Raw genomic sequence first — 20300 nt, 5'->3', positions numbered from 1 at the left:
CGTTCTGGCTATGGTATAATATTCACGATAGAAATTAGGAGGTTAATAAGGTGAGCAGAAAAGATAGACATCATTCATCAGAAAATAATGAAACACAAGAGCCATGGGAACAACCGATTTATGACACTGAAGACGAAGTTTCTTCAAGAAGTTCTCAACGACAACAAAAGAAAGGCAACACGCTGTTTTTGTCTCTCTTCTTAGTATTATTAGTATTGTGTATTGCAATTCCAGCGGGAGCTTACTTCTGGATTAGAAATGGGTCTTCCAATGCTTCAAGTGCATCATCAACTACAACAACGTCTTCTGTAGTGGAAAGTACGACCTCATCAGAAGTATCATCAACAAAAGAATCAAGTACGGAGCCTGAAAGCACTACTCAGACAGAATCAGTAGTAGCAAGTACACCACAAAGTACTACTGTACCAGAGGAAACAACGCCTTCGACAACGTCTACTTACCAACAAGAAACACAACCAACTAGCACGGTAGAAGAAGCGACAACACCATCCTCTTCGGCTGCTGCAGATGGATCAACAGTGACTGTTCAACCAGGTGACGGACCTAAACAAGTAGCTGAACGTGCCGGGATCACTATTGATCAATTATTTGCATTAAATGGTTTAGATCCAAATAATTATATGATTTATCCTGGACAACAATTAAAAGTTAAATAATCTTAGCCGCGATCTGCGGCTTTTTTTTTGAAAAGGGAGTTATAGCATGACACAAATCAGTATTGCAATAGATGGACCTGCTTCGTCAGGTAAAAGTACTGTTGCAAAAATTTTGGCAAAAGAATACAACTATATTTATACCGATACAGGCGCCATGTATCGTGCCATTACGTATCTAGCGATAAAACACCAAGTACCTTTTGGAGATGAAGAGCAACTCGTAAAGCTGATCCAAGCCTATCCAATCTCTTTTATCCAAGAGACAGACGGTCAACACGTTTTGGTGGCAGACCAAGATGTAACTACAGAAATTCGTCAGCCAGATGTGACCAAGGCAGTTTCTGAAGTTTCTGCTCATCAAAAAGTACGTGAAGCACTGGTTTCGATCCAACGTAAAATTGGTGAACATGGTGGGGTTGTAATGGACGGCCGAGATATTGGTACTTCTGTTTTACCTCAGGCAGAAGTGAAAATATTTTTAGTAGCAAGTGTAACAGAACGGGCACAAAGACGCTATAAAGAAAATATTGAAAAAGGGATACCAACAGAGTTGGAAACTCTTACGAAGGAAATCCAAGAGAGAGATCATTATGATTCTACAAGAAAAGTATCCCCTTTAAGACAAGCGGATGATGCCATTCGAATCGACACTACTGGAAAATCGATTACGGAAGTTGTCCAATCCATCAAAAAAGTGGTCACAGAAAAAGGCTATCTTTTGTAAAAAGGGAAAAACTCAGGATTTTTAGGGTAAACCAAACGAAATCGCTTTATTTTTTTTAATAATCAATTAAACTAAAATTAGTACCGTTGTTACGGCAGAATGTTGGTTAGGAGGACAAATGTTATGACAGAATTTGAACAAAATCAAACAGAAAACAGTCAATCAATGGAAGATGCAATGAATAGCGTCCAAGAAGTAAACGTTGGAGACGTTGTATCCGGCGAAGTTTTAGTAATCGAAGATAAACAAGTTGTGGTAGGAATCGAAGGTGCCGGAGTTGAAGGCGTCGTTCCTGCTAAAGAATTGTCTACTTCACCTGTTGAAGATATCAACGAGGTAGTAAAAGTAGGAGATACTCTAGAACTTGTAGTTATCAGTACTATCGGAAAAGATAAAGAAAACGGTAGCTATTTGCTTTCAAAACGCCGTTTGGATGCCAAAAAAGTTTGGGAAGATATCGAAAAAGATTTCCAAGCAGGTAATATCATCGAAGCACCTGTGACGAATGTCGTAAAAGGCGGCTTAGTCGTTGATGTAGGTGTTCGTGGTTTTGTACCAGCTTCAATGGTGGAAGATCATTTTGTTGCTGATTTTTCAGAATACAAAGGTGAAACATTGGCGTTCAAGATCGTTGAGATCGAACCTTCAGAAAACCGTTTAATTCTTTCACACAAAGCAGTTGTGGAAACGGAAAAAGAAGAAAAGAAAAAAGAAATTCTAGCCAATATTCACGAGGGAGACGTTATCGACGGACGAGTAGCTCGTATTACTGATTTTGGTGCTTTCGTTGATTTAGGTGGAATTGATGGATTGGTCCATGTTTCTGAGATCTCACATAGCCATGTGGCGAAGCCTAGTGATGCTTTAGCAGTTGGGGATGAAGTAAAAGTAAAAGTTCTTTCGATTAATCCTGAACAAGAACGTGTTTCTCTTTCAATTAAAGACACGTTGCCTGGGCCTTGGACTGATATTGAAGAAAAAGCCACTGTTGGTTCAGTTTTAGATGGAAAAGTGAAACGTTTGACAAGCTTTGGTGCATTTGTAGAAGTATTCCCAGGGGTAGAAGGTCTGGTTCATATTTCTCAAATCTCCCACAAGCACATCGCTACACCTCATGAAGTACTTCATGAAGGGGATGAAGTGCAAGTAAAAGTTTTAGAAGTACATCCTGAAGAACATCGTATTGCCCTTAGCATCAAGGCTTTAGAAGAAAAACCAGCATCGGAAGAAGAACCAAAAGATGTTGAAACTTATGAATTACCAGAAGAAAATACTGGTTTCACAATGGGTGATCTTTTAGGTGATGCTTTGAAAGAAGAAGTCGAAGAAACGACTACTGATGATTCAGAAAAATAAAATTTTTGAGTGTTCATTTTAAAAAAACTGAAATGAGACAAAAAGATCAATCAATGTTTACAACATTGATTGATCTTTTTCTGTTATTATCATTAGAACTAGTTAAACTCACAAATCGAGTGAAAGATAAAACCAACTGCTGTGAGAAGGGCTAAGGAATACCTAATAAAGTACATCGTTTAGACCATACCAAATGGCTGTGCAAGTGCCATATTGTATTCACAATTGGAGATATTGGATAGATGATTTGCTTAAACTATTTATCAGAGCTGGAGATTTCTGTCAAACTACTATCAAAACTCTATCATTGTTTAATTAGAAGCTATTTTTTGGGCTAGCCCTAAACAACCGATAATTCCAGCTTGATCTCCTAATTTTGGAAAAACAATATATTCTTCTATTTTCGGATGAGCAACATAATTCTGATTAAGTTTTGAAAATTCACGATGAATTTTCTCTTGTAAGTGTACTTGTTTCATTACACCGCCACCTAGAATGATAATATCCGGTGAAAACATCATTGTAGTATTATGAATGCATTGGGCAATGTAAAAAGCTTCCATGTCCCAAAAAGGATGATCTTCCTTTAAATCTTGACCTTTAATTCCTATTCTCTTTTCGATAGCAGGTCCTGCTGCCATACCTTCTAAACAATTTTGATGATAAGGGCAGTTACCCTTAAAGTGATCGTCAGGGTGATTACGTACAATCATATGTCCCATTTCCGGATGACTGAATCCCTCGATAAATCTTCCATTTTGCAGTGCACCACCACCTATACCTGTGCCAACTGTATAATAAACAACTAATGAATGGCCTTGACCATGTCCAGCTATATATTCTCCATAAGCTGCAGCATTGACATCAGTTGTCCAATAAAAAGGAATTTTCTCAAAATTTCTTTTTAGATAACCAATAAAATCGAAATTTCTCCACGGTATTTTAGGTGTTGAGGTTATATATCCATATGTTTTCGATTCAGGATGGATATCAATAGGTCCGAAAGAACCAACAGCAATGCTGGACAATTCTGTTTCATATTTTTTGAAAAAAGAAACAACTTGTGGCATTGTTTCTCCTGGATTCAAAGTTTCAAAACTCACTCTCTCAATAACCTCTAATTGTGCATTACCAACTGCACAGACAAATTTTGTTCCTCCTGCTTCAATTGCACCGTATAGCATAAAACATTTCTCCTTATAGTTAAAGATGATTTCATGGGCAGTTATGCATTTAACCAATTTATTGTTCAGATTTTTAAAGAATTTAACTCGTTTATTTGTTATTTTCTTTTGAAAAATCGCTATTATTCCAGTTAATACATACATCAGATCGCGCATAGCCCTTTAAATTATCCGTTTATTGATGTTTTGGTTAGAAAGAATAATCAGTACTATTGACTATTCCATTAGTCAACTTCAAGTAAATCAGTAGTAGCGGTAACTGTTCCTTTAATAAGTGGTGTCACTTTTGAATAATCTGCGGTATTTGTCACAATAACCATTGTTGTATCATCAAGTCCTGCTTCTTTAATTAGCGTACGATCAAACGTTCCAAGGATATCTCCTTTTTTTACTTTTTGATTAGCAGTAACTTTTTGTATAAATCCTTTACCGCCCATCGATACGGTGTCAATACCAATATGAATCAGTATTTCAGCGCCATCATTCGATTTAAGACCGTAAGCATGTCCAGTCTCAAATGTAACTTGAATAGTACCGTCTACTGGAGAATAAACAGTGTCCCCAGTTGGTTTAATCGCAATACCTTTTCCCATAGTCTCTGAAGAAAATACTGGATCATTTACTGAATCAAGTCCAATCACTTCACCTGCAAGGGGACTAACGATTGTTTCTGAAGAATGATTTGTTTTAGTAGGTTCGCCAGAAGTAACTGTGGATTGTTGGGTGTTTTCTGAATGATTCGTCACTGTTTGATCCGTAAGAGCTTCTGCTGCAAAGATGCCTGAAGCTTTTGTTTTTCCATAAAAGTAAGTAATTGCAAAAGCAATCGCAAAGCTAATTAATTCACATAGTAAATAAAATGGGATAGAGGTTGCATTAATTGAAAGAAATCCAAGAAAACCTGCTGAACCAAGTGATACAGCAACTACTTTCAGTAGACCTGCTACTGCAGCGGCAACTCCGGAACCAATTAAAGCACAGAAAAACGGGAAACGATATTTTAAATTGACACCAAACAGAGCTGGTTCAGTAATTCCAAGAAGAGCTGATACTCCTGCAGAGGAAGCAAGACTTTTTGTTTTAGCATTTTTAGTCAAGAACCAGATAGCAAATGTTGCAGCACCTTGGGCAACGTTCGCCATAGAAGCAACTACAAATATAAAGTCTCCATGTCCAATACCATTAGTCCATGCTGAAAGTAACTGCGTTTCAATTGCAGGAAATGATTGATGAAGACCGGTCATAACGATTAACGAGTAAGTTCCACCAAAAATACCCATTCCAATAAATCCGGTTGCATTATATAGCCAAACGATCGCATCTGTAATCCCGTTAGAAAGCAATAACATGACAGGGCCGATGACTGTGAAGGTTAGAAAGCCGGTAATGATTACAGATAATAAGGGGGTAAATGTAAAGTCAACGGATGATGGAAGTTTTTTGTGAAAAAACTTTTCCAGTATTGATAATAGCCAAACAGCTGCTAACACAGGAATGACTTGATAAGCATAGTTAGTTTGTGAGACATGATAACCAAAAATATTCCAATATTCCATAGAACCACCAAGTTGTGGTGTTGTCATAATCATTCCAATTGCAGCACCAAGGAACTGGTTGGCTCCAAAACGTTTAGCAGCGGAAATACCAACTAGAATAGGCAAAAACATAAATGGTGCAGCGGACATCAGTTGGATCATTGAGGAAATACCTTCAATCGCAGGATACATTTCTTCAATTGATTTTGGTCCAAAAAGTCCAGCAGCTGTTAAAAAGTTTTGTAATGCCATTAATAAACCACCTGCAACAAGGGCAGGTATAATTGGAACAAAAATATCTGATAATAATTTAATTAATGCCATAATGGGGTTGAATTTTTTATCTTTACTAGCAATTTGTTTTAAATCATCTGTTGAAATTTCTGAAAGTCCAGTTTTTTTGATAAGTTCGTCATAAACGAAATTAACATCACCTGCACCTATAATCACTTGATATTGTCCATCAATTTTAAATGTGCCTTTCACATCTGGATTTTCGTCTAAAGCTTTTTGATTCACTTTCGTGTCATCTTTTAGTACGAGACGAAGACGTGTAGCGCAGTGTGCAGTTGCAATAAGGTTATCTTTTCCGACCGCTTGTATTACGTCGGAAGCTACTTTACTGTAATTCATTCGAATCACTCCTTTTTTATTTTTACGTGAAAACGGTTCACTGAAATGCAAATTTATTTTAGCATATCTTAAAAATATGTCAAACGTTTGTCATATAATTTATTTTTTTAAATGAAATGATTGATTTTTCAACGGAAAACGTTTACCATACTAGTTGTAAAAAGATAAATTGAAGGAGTAAAATATGAACTTACCTCGAGAAATACGATATCGTGCTTATTCTGATTGGACTAAAGATGAGATGGATAAAATTAAGGATAATGTAAAACGATCACCTTGGCGTGCTAGCTATCATATCGAACCTAAAACAGGATTGTTAAACGATCCTAATGGTTTTTCTTTTTTTAACGGAAAATATACGCTTTTTTATCAAAATTGGCCATTTGGAGCTGCTCATGGTTTGAAAGAATGGGTACACACTGAATCAGATGACTTAGTTCATTTTCATGTAACAGGAGCAGAACTTCTTCCAGACACAAAACGAGATAGCCACGGCGCTTATTCCGGTTCTGCATATGAAATAGAGGGGAATCTATTCTTACTCTATACAGGAAACGTTCGAAATGAAAATTGGGAACGTGATACACTTCAAATCGGAGCATGGATGGATAAAGACTACAACATTACGAAAGGTGAGAATGTTCTTATTCATCCACCTGCTGATGTAACTGATCATTTTCGTGATCCACAAATGTTTAATTATGAAGGACAATTGTATGCGATTGTTGGAGCACAAAATTTAGAAAAATCAGGCTTTATCAAACTTTACAAAGCGACTGACAATAACGTGGAAACATGGGAAGAAGTTGGCAACCTTGATTTTGGCGGCACTGGTTCAGAATACATGATTGAGTGTCCAAATCTGGTATTTGTAGACAAAAAACCTGTTCTCATTTATTGTCCTCAAGGGTTGGATAAATCTGAGCTTAATTATGGAAATATCTACCCAAATACTTTTAAGATCTGTCAATCGCTTGACATAGAAAAAGTAAAACTTGTGGGCACTTCAGAAATTCAAAATCTTGATTATGGATTTGAAGCGTATGCGACTCAAGGATTCAATACTCCTGATGGTCGTGCTCTGATTGTCAGTTGGATTGGACTACCTGATATCGATTATCCAACTGATAAGTATGATTATCAGGGAGCAATGAGTCTTGTAAAAGAACTTTCAATAAAAGATGGTAAACTTTACCAATATCCAGTAGAAGCTATTACATCATTACGTGCTAGTTCTGAACAATTTACAGCAAAAGCAGAAACAAATAATACTTATGAGCTTGAACTAACGTTTCCTCCAAATCAGAAATCGGAGTTACTTCTTTTCTCTGATAGTAAAGGAAATGGACTTAGCTTGATTGTAGATACCAAAGAAGGAAAAATTATTTTAGATCGCAGTAAAGCAGGCATTCAATATGCCACTGACTTTGGTACGATTCGTGAATGCTCAATTGATACTAAAGAAACAATTGCTAACATTTTTGTAGACAATTCAATCATTGAGATTTTTATTAATAAAGGAGAAAAAGTATTTACTAGTCGCGTATTCCCTGAGAAACACCAAAATGGTATTCAACTTAAATCAGGTGAACCGACTGGAAAATACTTTGAATTAAAATATTAATATGGTAGCAAAATTATCTGATGTCGCTGAACTAGCTGGAGTTAGCCCAACTACCGTTTCACGTGTCATTAACAATAAGGGATATCTATCGGAAAAAACAAAACAAAAAGTTCATGAAGCTATGAAAACTCTTGGTTACAAACCTAATAATCTAGCACGTGGACTTCAAGGAAAGTCACCCCAACTTATTGGGCTTATTTTTCCTAATATCAGTAATATCTTTTACTCTGAACTGATTGAGTATCTGGAAATCGAATTATTCAAACATGGCTATAAAACAATTATTTGCAATAGTCAGAACGATCCTGCTAAAGAGCGGGAATATATTGAAATGCTTGAAGCGAATCAAGTTGATGGGATTATCTCATCTAGTCATAATCTTGGAATTGCTGATTATGAGCGTGTGGGAGCACCTATTGTCGCTTTTGATAGAAACTTAGCTCCCAATGTTTCCATTGTTTCTTCAGACAACTTTGAAGGTGGAAAACTGGCTGCTAAAACGTTACAAAAAAATGGTTGTCAAAATAGTATTATGATTACAGGAAATGACAATACGGATTCTCCAACAGGGTTACGTGCGCTTGGTTTTTCTTTTCAAAATCCAAATGGCAAAGTTTTCAAAATTCCTAATAATCTCTCTACGATTCGTCGAGAAATGGAAATCAAGTCGACGATCCTAAGTCACAAACCAGATGGTATTTTTGTTTCTGATGATCTAACAGCCATTCTTACTATGAAAATTGCTCATCAGCTTAAACTTAATATCCCAGAAGATCTAAAAATTATTGGCTATGATGGAACATCTTTTGTTGAGAAATTTTTCCCACAATTGACCACAATCAGACAACCAATTGATGAAATCGCAAGTCTGATTGTTGATGTTCTTCTGAAAAAAATGAAGAATGAAAAGACAAGCAAGGATTACATTTTGCCAATCTCGTTACTTCCCGGAGGGAGCATTTAACGTCAAATTCTTTTCTTGATGTTTATCACATTCGTTCAAAAAAATTTGGAGCTGATCGCTTCTTTCACGACCTTATCCACATGGTTCAAGAAGTTGCTTTAACAAAAAATTGCTGAAGAATACCAAAAATAGGAGGAACTATTTTTGGATTCTTCGGCTTATTTCTCATAGCTAGATATGGCATAAACTTTCCGGTTGTAGATTAATGAAATATGCATGTCCAGTTTTACAGGCTATTTAAAAGAAAAAGGACGTTAATAATTTCTGGTAAACATGAAAATATTAATTTGAGTTTGAAAATCAACATTTTTGGGCATCAGGCTATATTGTAGGCACAGTGGGACTAATGAAGTGACCATAAGAAAATACAGGCTAGAATAAGGAATTAGGATATTGCGCTAGATAAACTGAGAGTTTGAGAATATGAAGATCGTTGAAAGAATGAGAGTGAAGAAAAGAGCTTTCACATATCATGAAACAATAAAAAGAGTAGAAAATGAAAACGAGAGAAACAATTTATGCTATAATCAAATGTCACTGATCGATTTTAAGTTCAGTAGTGTGTGAATATTTAGGCTAACGCTCATCTAGCGGTTCTGAATATGGTTTTTAGGGTTATTGAAACAATGAAGTTCCTTAACCAAAGAAACAAGAATAAAAGGTGGTTTCCTAGGGTTCAATATTCACTTTGATGTTTTATGAAAAAAAGTTGTCCAATGAATAAATACTTGCGTAATTTTAGCGAACAATGCTTGAAAGTTCGCAAAGCTTTCGTTACACTAAGTAAGATTGGAAACTTGTGAGGAGGAAAAAATATGGCAAATCCAACAATTGCAATCGTTGGCCGCCCGAACGTCGGTAAGTCTACGATTTTTAACCGCATCGCTGGCGAGCGTATCTCGATTGTCGAAGATACTCCAGGAGTAACTCGCGATCGTATTTATGCTAAAGGCGAATGGTTAGGTCGAGAATTCAGTGTGATCGATACAGGTGGGATTGATTTAGGTGACGAACCATTCATGGATCAAATCAAGCATCAAGCAGAAATCGCGATTGAAGAAGCAGATGTCATCATCTGTGTTGTCAGCGGACGTGAAGGAGTCACCGATGCAGATGAAGTAGTAGCAAAAATTTTATACCGCAGTAATAAACCTGTGATTTTAGCAGTTAACAAAGTGGATAATCCCGAAATGCGAAACGATATTTACGAATTTTATTCATTAGGATTGGGTGATCCATATCCAGTGTCAGGGAGTCACGGTTTAGGGATCGGCGACGTATTAGATGAAGCAATTAAACACTTTTCAAATGATGGGGAAGAAGAAGAGGATGATACGATCAAATTTAGTTTGATCGGCCGCCCAAATGTTGGGAAATCTTCATTGATTAATGCGATTCTAGGAGAAGAACGAGTGATCGTTTCGGATATAGAAGGAACGACTAGAGATGCTATCGATACTCACTTTGTATCTGATAACGGTCAGAAATTTTTAATGATCGATACTGCTGGAATGCGTAAACGTGGAAAAGTATATGAAAATACCGAAAAATACAGTGTGATGCGTGCGATGCGTGCTATTGACCGTTCCGACATCGTTTTGATGGTTTTGAATGCTGAAGAAGGAATCCGTGAGCAAGACAAACGGGTAGCTGGATACGCTCATGAAGCAGGACGTGGTGTGATCATCGTGGTAAACAAATGGGATCTTGTCAAAAAAGAAACCAATACGATGCGTGATTTTGAGCAAGAAATTCGTGAAGAATTTCGTTATTTAGATTACGCGCCAATCGTCTTCGTATCAGCAGTCACAAAACAACGTTTAGAACGTTTACCTGAAATGATCGAAGAAGTAAGTATGAATCAAAACTTGCGTGTGCCATCTGCTGTCTTGAATGATATCATCATGGATGCAGTAGCAATCAACCCGACTCCAACAGATAAAGGGAAGCGGTTGAAGATTTTCTATGCTACGCAAGTGGCTGTAAAACCACCAACCTTCGTCGTTTTTGTTAACGAAGAAGAGTTGATGCATTTTTCTTATGAACGTTTCTTAGAAAATCAAATTCGTAAAGCATTTACTTTCGAAGGAACTTCGATCCGAATCATTCCAAGAAGACGAAAATAGGCATTTTACCACATCGGCAGATTTTTTTCAAAAAAAATAGGTGGTTTTGTTTATTACGTTTTTATGACTAAAAAAAGCACGTGAAAAATGGTAAAAACCTTGCTATTAAGCGGTTTATATGATATCGTGATAACAGAATATTGAACTAGATCAATATTTCTTTTAAACTTCTGGACCACTCAGAATGTTTTTAACTAAACTGATGTTTTACATCATATCTCTTGTGGAGGAGGTGAATCTATCCATGGCAAACAAAGCAGAATTAATCGAAAAAGTTGCTTCAGCTACTGACTTAACTAAAAAAGATGCAACTGCAGCAGTCGATGCTGTATTTTCAACTATTCAAGATGCTTTAGCTAACGGCGAAAAAGTTCAATTAATCGGTTTTGGTAACTTTGAAGTTCGCGAACGTGCTGCACGTAAAGGACGTAATCCACAAACTGGTGAAGAAATCGAAATCCCAGCTAGCAAAGTACCTGCATTCAAACCAGGTAAAGCATTAAAAGACGCTGTTAAATAATACGGCTGAATAAACGCCTGTGGCTCTAGAGCTACAGGCGTTTTTCTTAAGTCGAAATATGAAAAAGGGGCAGAAAAGGGGCAATAATAATCAGAGCCCATCTTTTTCTAAGTCCTCTAAAATGTTAACTCGCATTCTCTATGTAACGTGAGTGTAAATTTGATTTGTGATTTTAGAGTCTTCATGTCCAACTCTATCCATGATTGCTTTTAACGGCTATCCTTTTTCTGTCAACCACGAAACGTGCGTATGGCGAAAAATATGAGATGATAAATTTTATGCGCTAAATCAACACGTTCATCAGCTCTTTTCAAAGCTAGATTGAAAGAATTGTTTTGTACAGGAACCCCGTTCTTCGTTACAAATAGATAGTTGAGATTTTCGAACTTGTCGTTTTCCATAGAATCCCAAGTTACTTCTTCAATTGTCCGTTTAACCAAACAAAGAGTTCTATTTGTTATATCAAGATTTCTGTATGATGCGTTTGTTTTAACAGATCCCTTGATCCCTCTTCGATATTCTCCAGAACGATCAATTGATCCGTTTACGAAAGCTTGACTATTTTCAAAATCAAAATCTTTCGCTTGTATTTCTATTGCTTCTCCGATGTGTGTGCCCGTCAAAAACATAAATTCAGCAAATCGACCTAAACGATACGTTGAAGGTTTTCGATACAATTCTTTTATCAATTTCTCAGCAATAAGCGATGATTTTCTAAAATAGGAGAAGCTATTTCAAAAAATCTTTTCTCATTGTCATCGAAGCTCCCGATGCTTGCAAAACCTCTGATTTACGCTCTTTTCACAACCTTGCTTTAAACAATAATAAAAAAATCTGAGGCAGAATACGGTTCATTCTGTCCCAGATTTTTAATACAAAACTTCTCAGTCATTATTGACGAAAAGCTATTTTTTCAAACTATCTTAATGAATAAGATAGTCGTTATTTTTACAACCTCTTATTTATTCAAAGTTGATTGCTTCGTTCATTGTCTCATTTGTCTATCTGGCTGTTTAGAAAAAATCTTTTGCTCATCGGTTATTGCGTGCGTTTGTTTTTACTGAAAAATTTGCATCGTTTGCTCATATAGTAAGCAATGATGATAACCACTGTTAATATTCGGAGATAAATAGCTGAACTGAATAGTTTACCTGGTTTATATCCTACAATAATTTCATTTGTACCAATCTTTGGAGAAATTCTTAGAGCGCCTATTGAAGTCAGTGAATATTGTGCTTCACTTCTAGATTTTCCATTGATTATGAGGGAACTATTGTGGTAAATGATTACTGGTAAAGTTATTTTATTTGTATCTTTAGCAGTGAAAGTTAGATGTATATTCCCTTGTTTGTCAATTGATCTTTTAAGAGGGATAGAATTGTGTAAAACGTCCTCTTTATAAGCTTTGTAAGGATCTTCCAATTGTCCACCACTAGCGGGTAAATAGTCAGCCATCGGTTTTCTGTGTATTTGTAAAGCAGCAGATAGATCAGCATTGCCTCCAAATAGGTGACGAATATTACTTGCATTACTTTCTAAGGTTTCAGCAGCACTGGTGTCTTTAGAAAGTGGGGCATCACTATTCCAGATAGCTGCTGTATCCGAAATTAAAGCATAGCCACCTGTTAAATTTAACAATGAAAAAGTCAGTAATAGTGGCACACTGATTTTTAAAACCGATTGTTTCTCTAAAGTTACAAAGGTTTTTTGAATGGTAAAACCGAACCCTAGTATTAATAAGATACATGCGAGGCAACCCAGTCTTTGTGGAAATTGCATTTTGCGAACAAATGTAAAATAATTGCCGATATCATTCCAAGGAATGTATTTAGAAGAGACAAGTAAAAAGAATGCTCCGACTAAGTTGATTGTTTTTTCCAACACATTGAGTTTATTAAAGTGGACGATAGTAAACACAAGTTGAAAAACAAATATCATAGAAAGGATTAGTCCAAAGTTTGTCCAGCCAATTGAACCAAACGAAAGTGAAGTACTATTCGATAATAGATCAGTTACTGCGTATGGTGGAATCAAGGTATCATTGGACAAATCCAGAAAAGCAGCAAACGTATTGAAAGAAAGACCGATAGCGATCACCACTGCTAGCAGAGCCTGTTTGATTATTACTAGTTTTTTGTTAGAGTAAAGCAAACCCACAAGGAAAAAGGGAATCAAAGCGGCTACGGCTAGTAAGGTTGAAAACATATGGACAGATAGCAATAATGAAATGGTTCCTCCTAGCACCACAGGTTGGATTGGGCTTTCCCGATTTCTTATCATTCTAACAGCTGGAATAAAAATAAGAGGTAAAAAGGCAGCACCCCAACCAGAAAAATTTTGGGCAAGAGTATAGTAAAAAATGGTAGGTGTACCCATGTATAAAATAGCCATCCCAGTAGCAATTTTTTGCTCTAAATGGCAGTACCGTCCAAGGAAATACATCGATGTACCGGCAGTGAAGTAACACAGAAAAGTAGATACAAGTTGGAATCTGAACCAAGTTTTAAAAATTAAAAGTAACAGTCCATGTAAATAGGCAAAGTCGGTTCCATAAAGGGCATTGATGACTCTTCCCGATTGGCTAAAACCGTAGATGGATTGGAAATAATTAAACGTGCCATTTTTTAATTGCATAGCCGTGTCATAGAAACGGTTCATATGAAATACCCAGTCATTTGAAACAATGAGTGCATGTTTATAAATTTGAGGTGAAACCATAAAAAAAGCACATAGGGAGATAATTAATATTGCTGTAACTGATTTTTTATTTATTTTTGACAAAACTTATCCCTCATTTTTGATGAAATTTAGTTGAATAAAATTGCTTAATCCATTTCTCCGTTTTATAAAATGAAAAGCAAAGTCCTATATAATCTTTTACTTCGTATTACAGTATACCATGCCCGATTTATTACACAAGAATTCTTTAAATAGGTGCTCTTAAATGTAGGTGAATTACGAAGTTTTTCTATATTCTCCCAAGAATTTACCCTATTCTTTTCCGATTTTACTTACTAATGGTAAAATAAAGAAAAGGAGGGGTGCTTATGGAAATCGACTATCAAGGACAAGAAGAACAAACAAAAATCTATTATGGGGAAACGTTGGTCAGCCAACTGAAAACAATAACGATTGATCAGCCTGTTTTATTTTTGACGAACCAACGGTATTACGATTTGTTTGTTGAGAAAATCAACCAACAGTTTCCTAACCCAAGTGAGATTGATTGGTATATCTGTGCCAATACTCAATGTAATCACTTAACAGAACTAAGTAATCTTGTGACATTTGCAAAACGATATCCTGAAAACCAATCCTTACTTATCATTGGGTTTGGGAATGAGGGGATCATGGATTTAGCAGGTTTTTTCCAGAAGCATACCTCACTTGCATCAACATTATGGCTAATACCGGTATCGATTCGTTCAATGGCCCGGGCATTAACTCCTCAACGAAATATTTTACAATTGCCAAATCAAGTCGTCTTGCGAACGACCAACCTTCCAGAACGAATTGTTTACGATCAAACAATCAGTGAAAAACAAGGAGAAGGGAAACAAATAGATTTTTTGACTTTGATAACATGTGGTTTAGTTTGTGATTATCATTTTTTACAAAATCTCTATAAAAACTATCCGCAACCAAGGCAGTTATCTCAGCGGGCTTTTACGGGGATGCTGGAAGAAATGATTAGTTTTTACCAAGTAGATGCGGAAAATCTCTCAAATTATGGTAAACTATTTGAACAAGCTTTTTACCTAACAGAAAATGGTCATTTGTTATCAGCTAGTATGAAAAAACTATTAGGAATGCTTTTTCATCTTACTTGGAATGTAGGACTAGCGGATATGTCCTTTCAATTGAAAAATTTTTTTATCTGGTTGAAACATCTGGGTTATCCTATCGATTGGCCAGAACAATTATCAAAAATTGATTATTTAGAAAATGTCTTGCTTCTAGCGGAAAAAAGCAAAAAAATTCTTGTTTTGAAAAAAATTGGTATAATAGAGAAATATCAATCGCCAAAGGAACAAGAATTAATACAAACAATGAAATCTTATGACGAGATTATTAGTGAGATTAGAGGGATTTAAATGAATACAAATAGTGAAAAAATGTTACAAGCATTGTCAGAGGAAGATTTGGCGCAAGCTCAGTTATATCTGACACAAGCTTTGAAAGAAGATCCGGCCGATGTTTTGGCTGAATTAGGGGAAGAACTCTTAGCGATTGGTTTTTTAGAAGAAGCAAAGCAAATTTTTGGACAGTTAGTGAAACAGTACCCCGAAAATGATGAGTTGTTCATTCCATTGGCGGAAATTGCGATTGAAGATAATGAAATCGATCAAGCATTTGAATATCTGGAAAACATTTCAAAAGAAAGTGACTACTATCCTCAAGCTTTATTAGCAATTGCTGATTTATATCAAGTGATCGGTATTCCTGAAGTCAGTGAAGCGAAATTGAAGGAAGCAGCTGCGTTGTTGCCTGATGAACCATTGATCCAATTTGCATTAGCTGAACTTTACTTTTCAGTCGATCGTTTTGCTGAAGCTGCAACGATCTATCAACTATTATTATCAAGTAATATTGATGAGATTTCTGGCATCTCTATGCAGGAACGTTTAGGACAATCTCTAAGCATGCAAGGAGAGTTTGAAGCAGCAATCGAACCATTGGAACAAGCATTGCAGGAAGAACGGACAGATGATCGCTTATTCCAGTTAGCTTTCACCAATCTGCAGCTAAAAGAAAATGAAAAAGCGATCAATTATTTACAAGAATTGAGAGAAGTAAATCCCCAATATCAATCTCTTTATCTTTATTTAGGTCAAGCATTGCAAGAAGAAGAATTGATTGAAGAAGCGCAGAAAGTTCTTGAAGATGGGATCAAAGAAAATCCTTATCAAGTAGAACTCTATCACTTAGCTTCTGAAAATGCGTATCGCCTACATGACAAAGAAAAAGCAGAAAAACTATTATTAAATGCGTTGGAATTAGGTGAAAAACAAGACGAAACATTATTAACATTAAGTAATTTGTATTTAGATGAAGAACGTTACGAAGATGTAATCAAGAGTATCGAGCAAATGGAAGAAACTGCAAATCCATATGCGGAATGGAATTTAGCCCATGCCTATAATGAATTAGAGGACTTCACGCTAGCAGCTGTTCATTATGAACAAGCGTATCACGAATTGGAGCATGAACCTGATTTTCTAAAAGAATACGCCTTATTCTTACGAGAAGAAGGACAATTGACAAAAACAAAAGATCTACTTACTCATTATTTAGAATTGGAACCTGGAGATTTGGAGGCATTGTCAGTATTAGACGACCTAGCAGAGAGGTGAGTAAAATGCTAATAGATGTAAAGGAAAAAAGAATTTCTTAACTTGGATGGTCAATCATGTTTCATTTAGTCGCAGAGAGGTTTTTTGGATTTTGAATTACTTGGCTAATCATGAAGCAATCTTAAGTAATGTTCATTTTGTTGAAGGAGCGAATCAAGCAAATCGGGGATTACAAATCAGTGACCTTTCTTTCGATGGAGAACCAATGAAATTATTTCTCGAGGGGAAAGAGTTTACCGATACTGATCAAATTTTTCATGAAATTCGATTAAATTGGAAAAGACCGCTATATGTAGAATGCCTTTTTGAAAATGCTTGGCAGACGAAAGAGTATTTAATGGTTTTAGAAGAGAACCCCTTTGCATCTTGGAACGACTCTATTAGTGAAGAAGATCTTGAACTAGTCGAGCAATATCTCAAAGAGAAAGAACAAGCAGCCCATCTCAAAATGCTTTACTTACAGATTGATCAAGCGCTTGAAAAAGGGGATAAAGATGCTTTCCTGGAATTGTCCGATGAAGTTAATCGTGAAATATTAAGCAAGAACCAAGTAAAAGGCGAACATGCAGGAAAGAATCCTAACTAAGGATACTTTTATCTAAACGTTTATTCGTTTTTAAAGATACTAAAAGAGACTGAGGAAAGTTGATATGCTCCCCCTATATAGGACACTGAAATATAAAAGTCCTGTATAGGGGGATTTTGTATGCCAAAAAGAAAGATGAAACTCACTCCAGAAAAACGAGTAGGACTAGGAGAGAGCTATATTCGCTTAAATAACTTAGACTGTGGTTTAAGATAAGTGAATCCTTCTCCTTCGACCTCATGGACATTGATGATCGATAGAAAGGCTTTTTCATCGATTTCATGGACGATTCGTTTCACTTCATTCAATTCACTCGAACTAACCACCATATAGATAATTTTTTTAGAATGACCAGAAAATCCACCTTCACCACTTAAAAAAGTGACGCCGCGTTCTAATCCAGTCATCAATAGTGGGGCAATTTCTTCATTTTTGTTTGAGACGACTAAAATCCCTTTAGCTGAGTAACCGCCATCTAAGATTGAATCAATGACACGGCTGAAAACATAAGAAACAATTAACGTATACATCATGCGTTTCAAGTCAATGTAAGTCAATGAAGCCAACAAAACGATAACATCTAATACCAGTAAAGATCGACCCATTGAGATCCCATAATTCTTTTCTAATATACGAGCAATGATATCACTTCCACCGGTAGTTCCACCCATCCGATAGACCAGACCACTTCCAGTTCCGGCAATTAAGCCAGCCAATAATGAAACGATCAGTAAGTCATGTTGAAGATTGATTTGTAAAGGAACACGTTGCCAAATCCATAAAAATGCAGACAACGAAACTGTTCCTAAGACGGTATAAGCGAGTGAACGTTTTCCTAAAATTTTTCCCCCAATCAAAATCAAAGGTATATTGATCAAAAGTGTAGAGTAGGCAGGATCAATCCCAAAAAGTGCGCGTAAGATCAAAGTGATCCCTGAAACGCCACCTTCTGCTAAATGATTCGCAATATTTAAATAAACGAGTCCAAACGCATAAATACTTGTACCAACCATAATCATTACGACTTCTTTAACTGTTTTCATTGAGATCATCAAACCACTCCTTCGATAAACCGACTAATATTTTCGCAATATTTCATTCTTTTTACATCACAATACTCAATGTAGCACGTAATCTTTATTTTCTCAATCGCTCTTGCCTAGGATTTGGACGTAGTTTTTGGTAAGATAAATAGGAAAGGTGGAGAAGAAATGACAAAAGAACGTTCTTTAAGAAGTATGCAACAGGAAGTAGATGACTATATCCAACAGTTTAAAATAGGCTATTTTTCTCCATTAGCTCAAATGGCACGCTTAACAGAAGAAGTCGGGGAGCTGGCTCGAGAAGTCAATCATACATACGGTGAAAAAGCGAAGAAAGAAACGGAGCCCAACAATTCTGTAGCAGAAGAATTAGGTGATGTTTTATTTGTCACTATGATCATGGCAAATTCCCTGGAAATCGATTTAACGGATGTATTTGAAAAAAATATGGAAAAATTTAATCGCAGAGATCACAATCGCTTTGAAAGAAAAGAAGCAAATAAGGATGATAAAAAAGCGTAAGCCATCAAGTTGGAAGAGGGAAAACAATGAAACTAAAACAATTACCAAGAGAATACCAAAAAGCGATTCCTGTCTTGAATAAATTGGAGCAAGCGGGTTTTGAAGCTTATTTTGTCGGAGGAAGCGTTAGAGATATCTTGTTGGATCAACCCATCCATGATGTAGATATCGCAACAAGTGCATTCCCAGAAGAAATCAAACAACTTTTTCCGAAAACCATTGATATCGGCATTGAACATGGCACCGTTTTGGTCTTGGCTGAAGAGGAACAATATGAAATCACGACCTTTCGGACAGAATCGACCTATCAAGATTATCGTCGTCCAGATCATGTCGAATTTGTCCGTTCACTTGAAGAGGATCTAAAAAGACGTGATTTTACGATCAATGCATTTGCATTAAAAGAAGATGGTCAAATCATTGATTTATTTGACGGGTTAGCTGATTTAGAAAACCAGATCCTTCGAGCAGTAGGCGATCCACAGGAACGGTTTCATGAAGATGCTTTGCGTATGATGCGTGGGATTCGATTTGTTAGTCAAATTGGGTTTACGCTCGAGCAAGAAACGGCTGCGGCCATTCAGGCCAACCATTCATTATTAGGAAAAATTTCTGTCGAACGGATTAATGTGGAATTCATCAAAATGTTATTAGGGAAAGAGCGTTCTACAGGATTGAGAACATTCGTTGAGACGCAATGTTATATTTATTGTCCAGGTTTAAGAGACTATGGTGAAGCCCTGTTACGTTTTGCCGATTTACCAGATGAACCATTGCAAACTGAAAGTCAGGCGTGGGCATTGTTGATCGATCAGTTAGGACTTCAAGAAAGTGAGATCCGTCCTTTCTTAAAGGAATGGAAATGTTCCAACCAAATGATTCGAGAAGTTCAAATGATCGTTCATGGATTGATTCAACGTAAAAGACAGATGTTGGAACCAATGGTACTCTATTGTTTGGGAAAAGAGAACGCTTTGAAGACAGAAGAACTCATGATTTATTTTGGTGAAACACCTCAACTAGAACAAGTAGCAAAGTGCTATGATCAATTACCGATTACATCCATGCGAGAGTTAGCAATTGATGGGAAGAAACTTCTTAGTGTGAGTGACAAGAAACCAGGGAAATGGGTCAGTGATGCACTTCAAGCTGCAGAAAGAGCAGTGGTAGAGGGAAATTTAGCAAATGAAGCAAGTGCCCTTGTTGATTATCTCCAGCAAAATAACCATTTATAGATTTCGATGAATGTCGAAGTCGCGCTTTAATAGAGATTCTGAAAGAAGCAATCAGCTCTGAGTAATAAGTGAGGAATTTAAAAACTTCTCCTATTTAGAAAATCCTCGCTTATTGCTGGGGAGTTGCTTCCGGATTTTTTTGTCAATAGTGGAACGCTTCTAAAGTTTCACATCTTTGAAAAAACTTTAGATGTGACCTTCACGTGGGATGTGTGCT

Annotated in this window: 16 protein-coding genes and 1 pseudogene; 12 read left to right on the top strand and 5 right to left on the bottom strand. The window is 36.4% G+C overall.

The genetic code is table 11. The annotated features are described in order from the left end of the window. Window positions 1-50: 50 nt before the first annotated feature. The 3 genes from EHR_RS12535 (at window position 51) to rpsA (ending at window position 2757) form a co-directional block, all read left to right on the top strand. On the top strand, window positions 51-677 hold the full coding sequence (locus tag EHR_RS12535) for an SAG1386/EF1546 family surface-associated protein (RefSeq protein ID WP_010719570.1): 627 nt from the start codon (window positions 51-53) through the stop codon (window positions 675-677). 46 nt (window positions 678-723) lie between these two features. Further along, window positions 724-1401, top strand: coding sequence for a (d)CMP kinase (gene cmk, locus EHR_RS12530; RefSeq protein WP_010719569.1), 678 nt, complete (start codon window positions 724-726; stop codon window positions 1399-1401). Between the two features lie 123 nt (window positions 1402-1524). Beyond that, window positions 1525-2757 carry a 30S ribosomal protein S1 gene (gene rpsA, locus EHR_RS12525; protein WP_010737352.1) on the top strand — a complete coding sequence of 411 codons (1233 nt, stop codon included), beginning with the start codon at window positions 1525-1527 and terminating at the stop codon, window positions 2755-2757. A gap of 311 nt (window positions 2758-3068) precedes the next feature. On the opposite strand, the gene EHR_RS12520 is transcribed toward rpsA, so the two are convergent. Together EHR_RS12520 and EHR_RS12515 are read right to left on the bottom strand one after the other, a co-directional pair. Continuing rightward, window positions 3069-3941: an ROK family protein gene (locus EHR_RS12520; RefSeq protein ID WP_010737353.1), complete on the bottom strand. Its 873-nt coding sequence runs from the start codon at window positions 3939-3941 to the stop codon at window positions 3069-3071. Window positions 3942-4165: 224 nt separating this feature from the next. Next, on the bottom strand, window positions 4166-6109 hold the full coding sequence (locus EHR_RS12515) for a sucrose-specific PTS transporter subunit IIBC (protein WP_010737354.1): 1944 nt from the start codon (window positions 6107-6109) through the stop codon (window positions 4166-4168). A 184-nt stretch (window positions 6110-6293) separates the two neighbouring features. Between EHR_RS12515 and EHR_RS12510 the strand changes: the two genes are divergently transcribed. The 4 genes from EHR_RS12510 (at window position 6294) to EHR_RS12495 (ending at window position 11343) form a co-directional block, all read left to right on the top strand. After that, window positions 6294-7733, top strand: coding sequence for a sucrose-6-phosphate hydrolase (locus EHR_RS12510; protein ID WP_010737355.1), 1440 nt, complete (start codon window positions 6294-6296; stop codon window positions 7731-7733). A 1-nt stretch (window position 7734) separates the two neighbouring features. Next, a complete protein-coding gene (locus EHR_RS12505) occupies window positions 7735-8697 on the top strand; it encodes a LacI family DNA-binding transcriptional regulator (protein WP_010737356.1) in 963 nt (320 codons plus the stop codon). Between the two features lie 815 nt (window positions 8698-9512). Then, window positions 9513-10823 carry a ribosome biogenesis GTPase Der gene (der, locus tag EHR_RS12500; RefSeq protein WP_010719563.1) on the top strand — a complete coding sequence of 437 codons (1311 nt, stop codon included), beginning with the start codon at window positions 9513-9515 and terminating at the stop codon, window positions 10821-10823. Between the two features lie 244 nt (window positions 10824-11067). After that, window positions 11068-11343, top strand: a complete 276-nt coding sequence (locus tag EHR_RS12495; protein ID WP_002290178.1) for an HU family DNA-binding protein — start codon at window positions 11068-11070, stop codon at window positions 11341-11343. A gap of 230 nt (window positions 11344-11573) precedes the next feature. Here EHR_RS12495 and EHR_RS12490 read toward each other — a convergent pair whose 3' ends face one another. Together EHR_RS12490 and EHR_RS12485 are read right to left on the bottom strand one after the other, a co-directional pair. Next, window positions 11574-12020, bottom strand: coding sequence for a tyrosine-type recombinase/integrase (locus tag EHR_RS12490; protein WP_014834737.1), 447 nt, complete (start codon window positions 12018-12020; stop codon window positions 11574-11576). Between the two features lie 361 nt (window positions 12021-12381). Then, window positions 12382-14061 (bottom strand): hypothetical protein, encoded by a 1680-nt coding sequence (locus EHR_RS12485; RefSeq protein ID WP_237727799.1) that lies wholly within the window; start codon window positions 14059-14061, stop codon window positions 12382-12384. 329 nt (window positions 14062-14390) lie between these two features. Here EHR_RS12485 and EHR_RS12480 point away from each other — a divergent pair, with 329 nt between their 5' ends. The 3 genes and pseudogenes from EHR_RS12480 to EHR_RS12470 all read left to right on the top strand — a co-directional run bounded on the left by EHR_RS12480 (window position 14391) and on the right by EHR_RS12470 (window position 17283). Then, window positions 14391-15437 (top strand): hypothetical protein, encoded by a 1047-nt coding sequence (locus EHR_RS12480; RefSeq protein ID WP_010737358.1) that lies wholly within the window; start codon window positions 14391-14393, stop codon window positions 15435-15437. Then, a complete protein-coding gene (locus EHR_RS12475; RefSeq protein WP_010737359.1) occupies window positions 15438-16697 on the top strand; it encodes a tetratricopeptide repeat protein in 1260 nt (419 codons plus the stop codon). A 5-nt stretch (window positions 16698-16702) separates the two neighbouring features. Continuing rightward, window positions 16703-17283 (top strand): annotated as a pseudogene (locus tag EHR_RS12470) (ReoY family proteolytic degradation factor). A gap of 176 nt (window positions 17284-17459) precedes the next feature. Here EHR_RS12470 and EHR_RS12465 read toward each other — a convergent pair. Further along, complete coding sequence (locus EHR_RS12465; RefSeq protein WP_010719557.1) at window positions 17460-18335, bottom strand: YitT family protein; 876 nt, start codon at window positions 18333-18335, stop codon at window positions 17460-17462. A gap of 159 nt (window positions 18336-18494) precedes the next feature. Between EHR_RS12465 and EHR_RS12460 the strand changes: the two genes are divergently transcribed. Together EHR_RS12460 and EHR_RS12455 are read left to right on the top strand one after the other, a co-directional pair. After that, complete coding sequence (locus EHR_RS12460; RefSeq protein WP_010737361.1) at window positions 18495-18848, top strand: nucleotide pyrophosphohydrolase; 354 nt, start codon at window positions 18495-18497, stop codon at window positions 18846-18848. Window positions 18849-18874: 26 nt separating this feature from the next. Next, on the top strand, window positions 18875-20083 hold the full coding sequence (locus tag EHR_RS12455; RefSeq protein WP_010737362.1) for a CCA tRNA nucleotidyltransferase: 1209 nt from the start codon (window positions 18875-18877) through the stop codon (window positions 20081-20083). The last annotated feature ends 217 nt before the right edge of the window (window positions 20084-20300 follow it).

The organism is Enterococcus hirae ATCC 9790, from assembly GCF_000271405.2.
Classification (GTDB): Bacteria; Bacillota; Bacilli; order Lactobacillales; family Enterococcaceae; genus Enterococcus_B; species Enterococcus_B hirae.
The sequence above is the reverse complement of the archived record's forward strand: the minus strand, read 5'-3'. Positions and strand labels throughout refer to the sequence as shown.

What these genes read in the sequence shown, in the direction of transcription:
- cmk (WP_010719569.1), top strand. Translation starts at nt 724, where the DNA reads ATGACACAAATCAGTATTGCAATAGATGGACCTGCTTCGTCAGGTAAA.
- rpsA (WP_010737352.1), top strand. Translation starts at nt 1,525, where the DNA reads ATGACAGAATTTGAACAAAATCAAACAGAAAACAGTCAATCAATGGAA.
- EHR_RS12520 (WP_010737353.1), bottom strand. Translation starts at nt 3,941, where the DNA reads ATGCTATACGGTGCAATTGAAGCAGGAGGAACAAAATTTGTCTGTGCA.
- EHR_RS12515 (WP_010737354.1), bottom strand. Translation starts at nt 6,109, where the DNA reads ATGAATTACAGTAAAGTAGCTTCCGACGTAATACAAGCGGTCGGAAAA.
- EHR_RS12510 (WP_010737355.1), top strand. Translation starts at nt 6,294, where the DNA reads ATGAACTTACCTCGAGAAATACGATATCGTGCTTATTCTGATTGGACT.
- EHR_RS12505 (WP_010737356.1), top strand. Translation starts at nt 7,735, where the DNA reads ATGGTAGCAAAATTATCTGATGTCGCTGAACTAGCTGGAGTTAGCCCA.
- der (WP_010719563.1), top strand. Translation starts at nt 9,513, where the DNA reads ATGGCAAATCCAACAATTGCAATCGTTGGCCGCCCGAACGTCGGTAAG.
- EHR_RS12495 (WP_002290178.1), top strand. Translation starts at nt 11,068, where the DNA reads ATGGCAAACAAAGCAGAATTAATCGAAAAAGTTGCTTCAGCTACTGAC.
- EHR_RS12485 (WP_237727799.1), bottom strand. Translation starts at nt 14,061, where the DNA reads ATGGTTTCACCTCAAATTTATAAACATGCACTCATTGTTTCAAATGAC.
- EHR_RS12480 (WP_010737358.1), top strand. Translation starts at nt 14,391, where the DNA reads ATGGAAATCGACTATCAAGGACAAGAAGAACAAACAAAAATCTATTAT.
- EHR_RS12475 (WP_010737359.1), top strand. Translation starts at nt 15,438, where the DNA reads ATGAATACAAATAGTGAAAAAATGTTACAAGCATTGTCAGAGGAAGAT.
- EHR_RS12465 (WP_010719557.1), bottom strand. Translation starts at nt 18,335, where the DNA reads ATGATCTCAATGAAAACAGTTAAAGAAGTCGTAATGATTATGGTTGGT.
- EHR_RS12460 (WP_010737361.1), top strand. Translation starts at nt 18,495, where the DNA reads ATGACAAAAGAACGTTCTTTAAGAAGTATGCAACAGGAAGTAGATGAC.
- EHR_RS12455 (WP_010737362.1), top strand. Translation starts at nt 18,875, where the DNA reads ATGAAACTAAAACAATTACCAAGAGAATACCAAAAAGCGATTCCTGTC.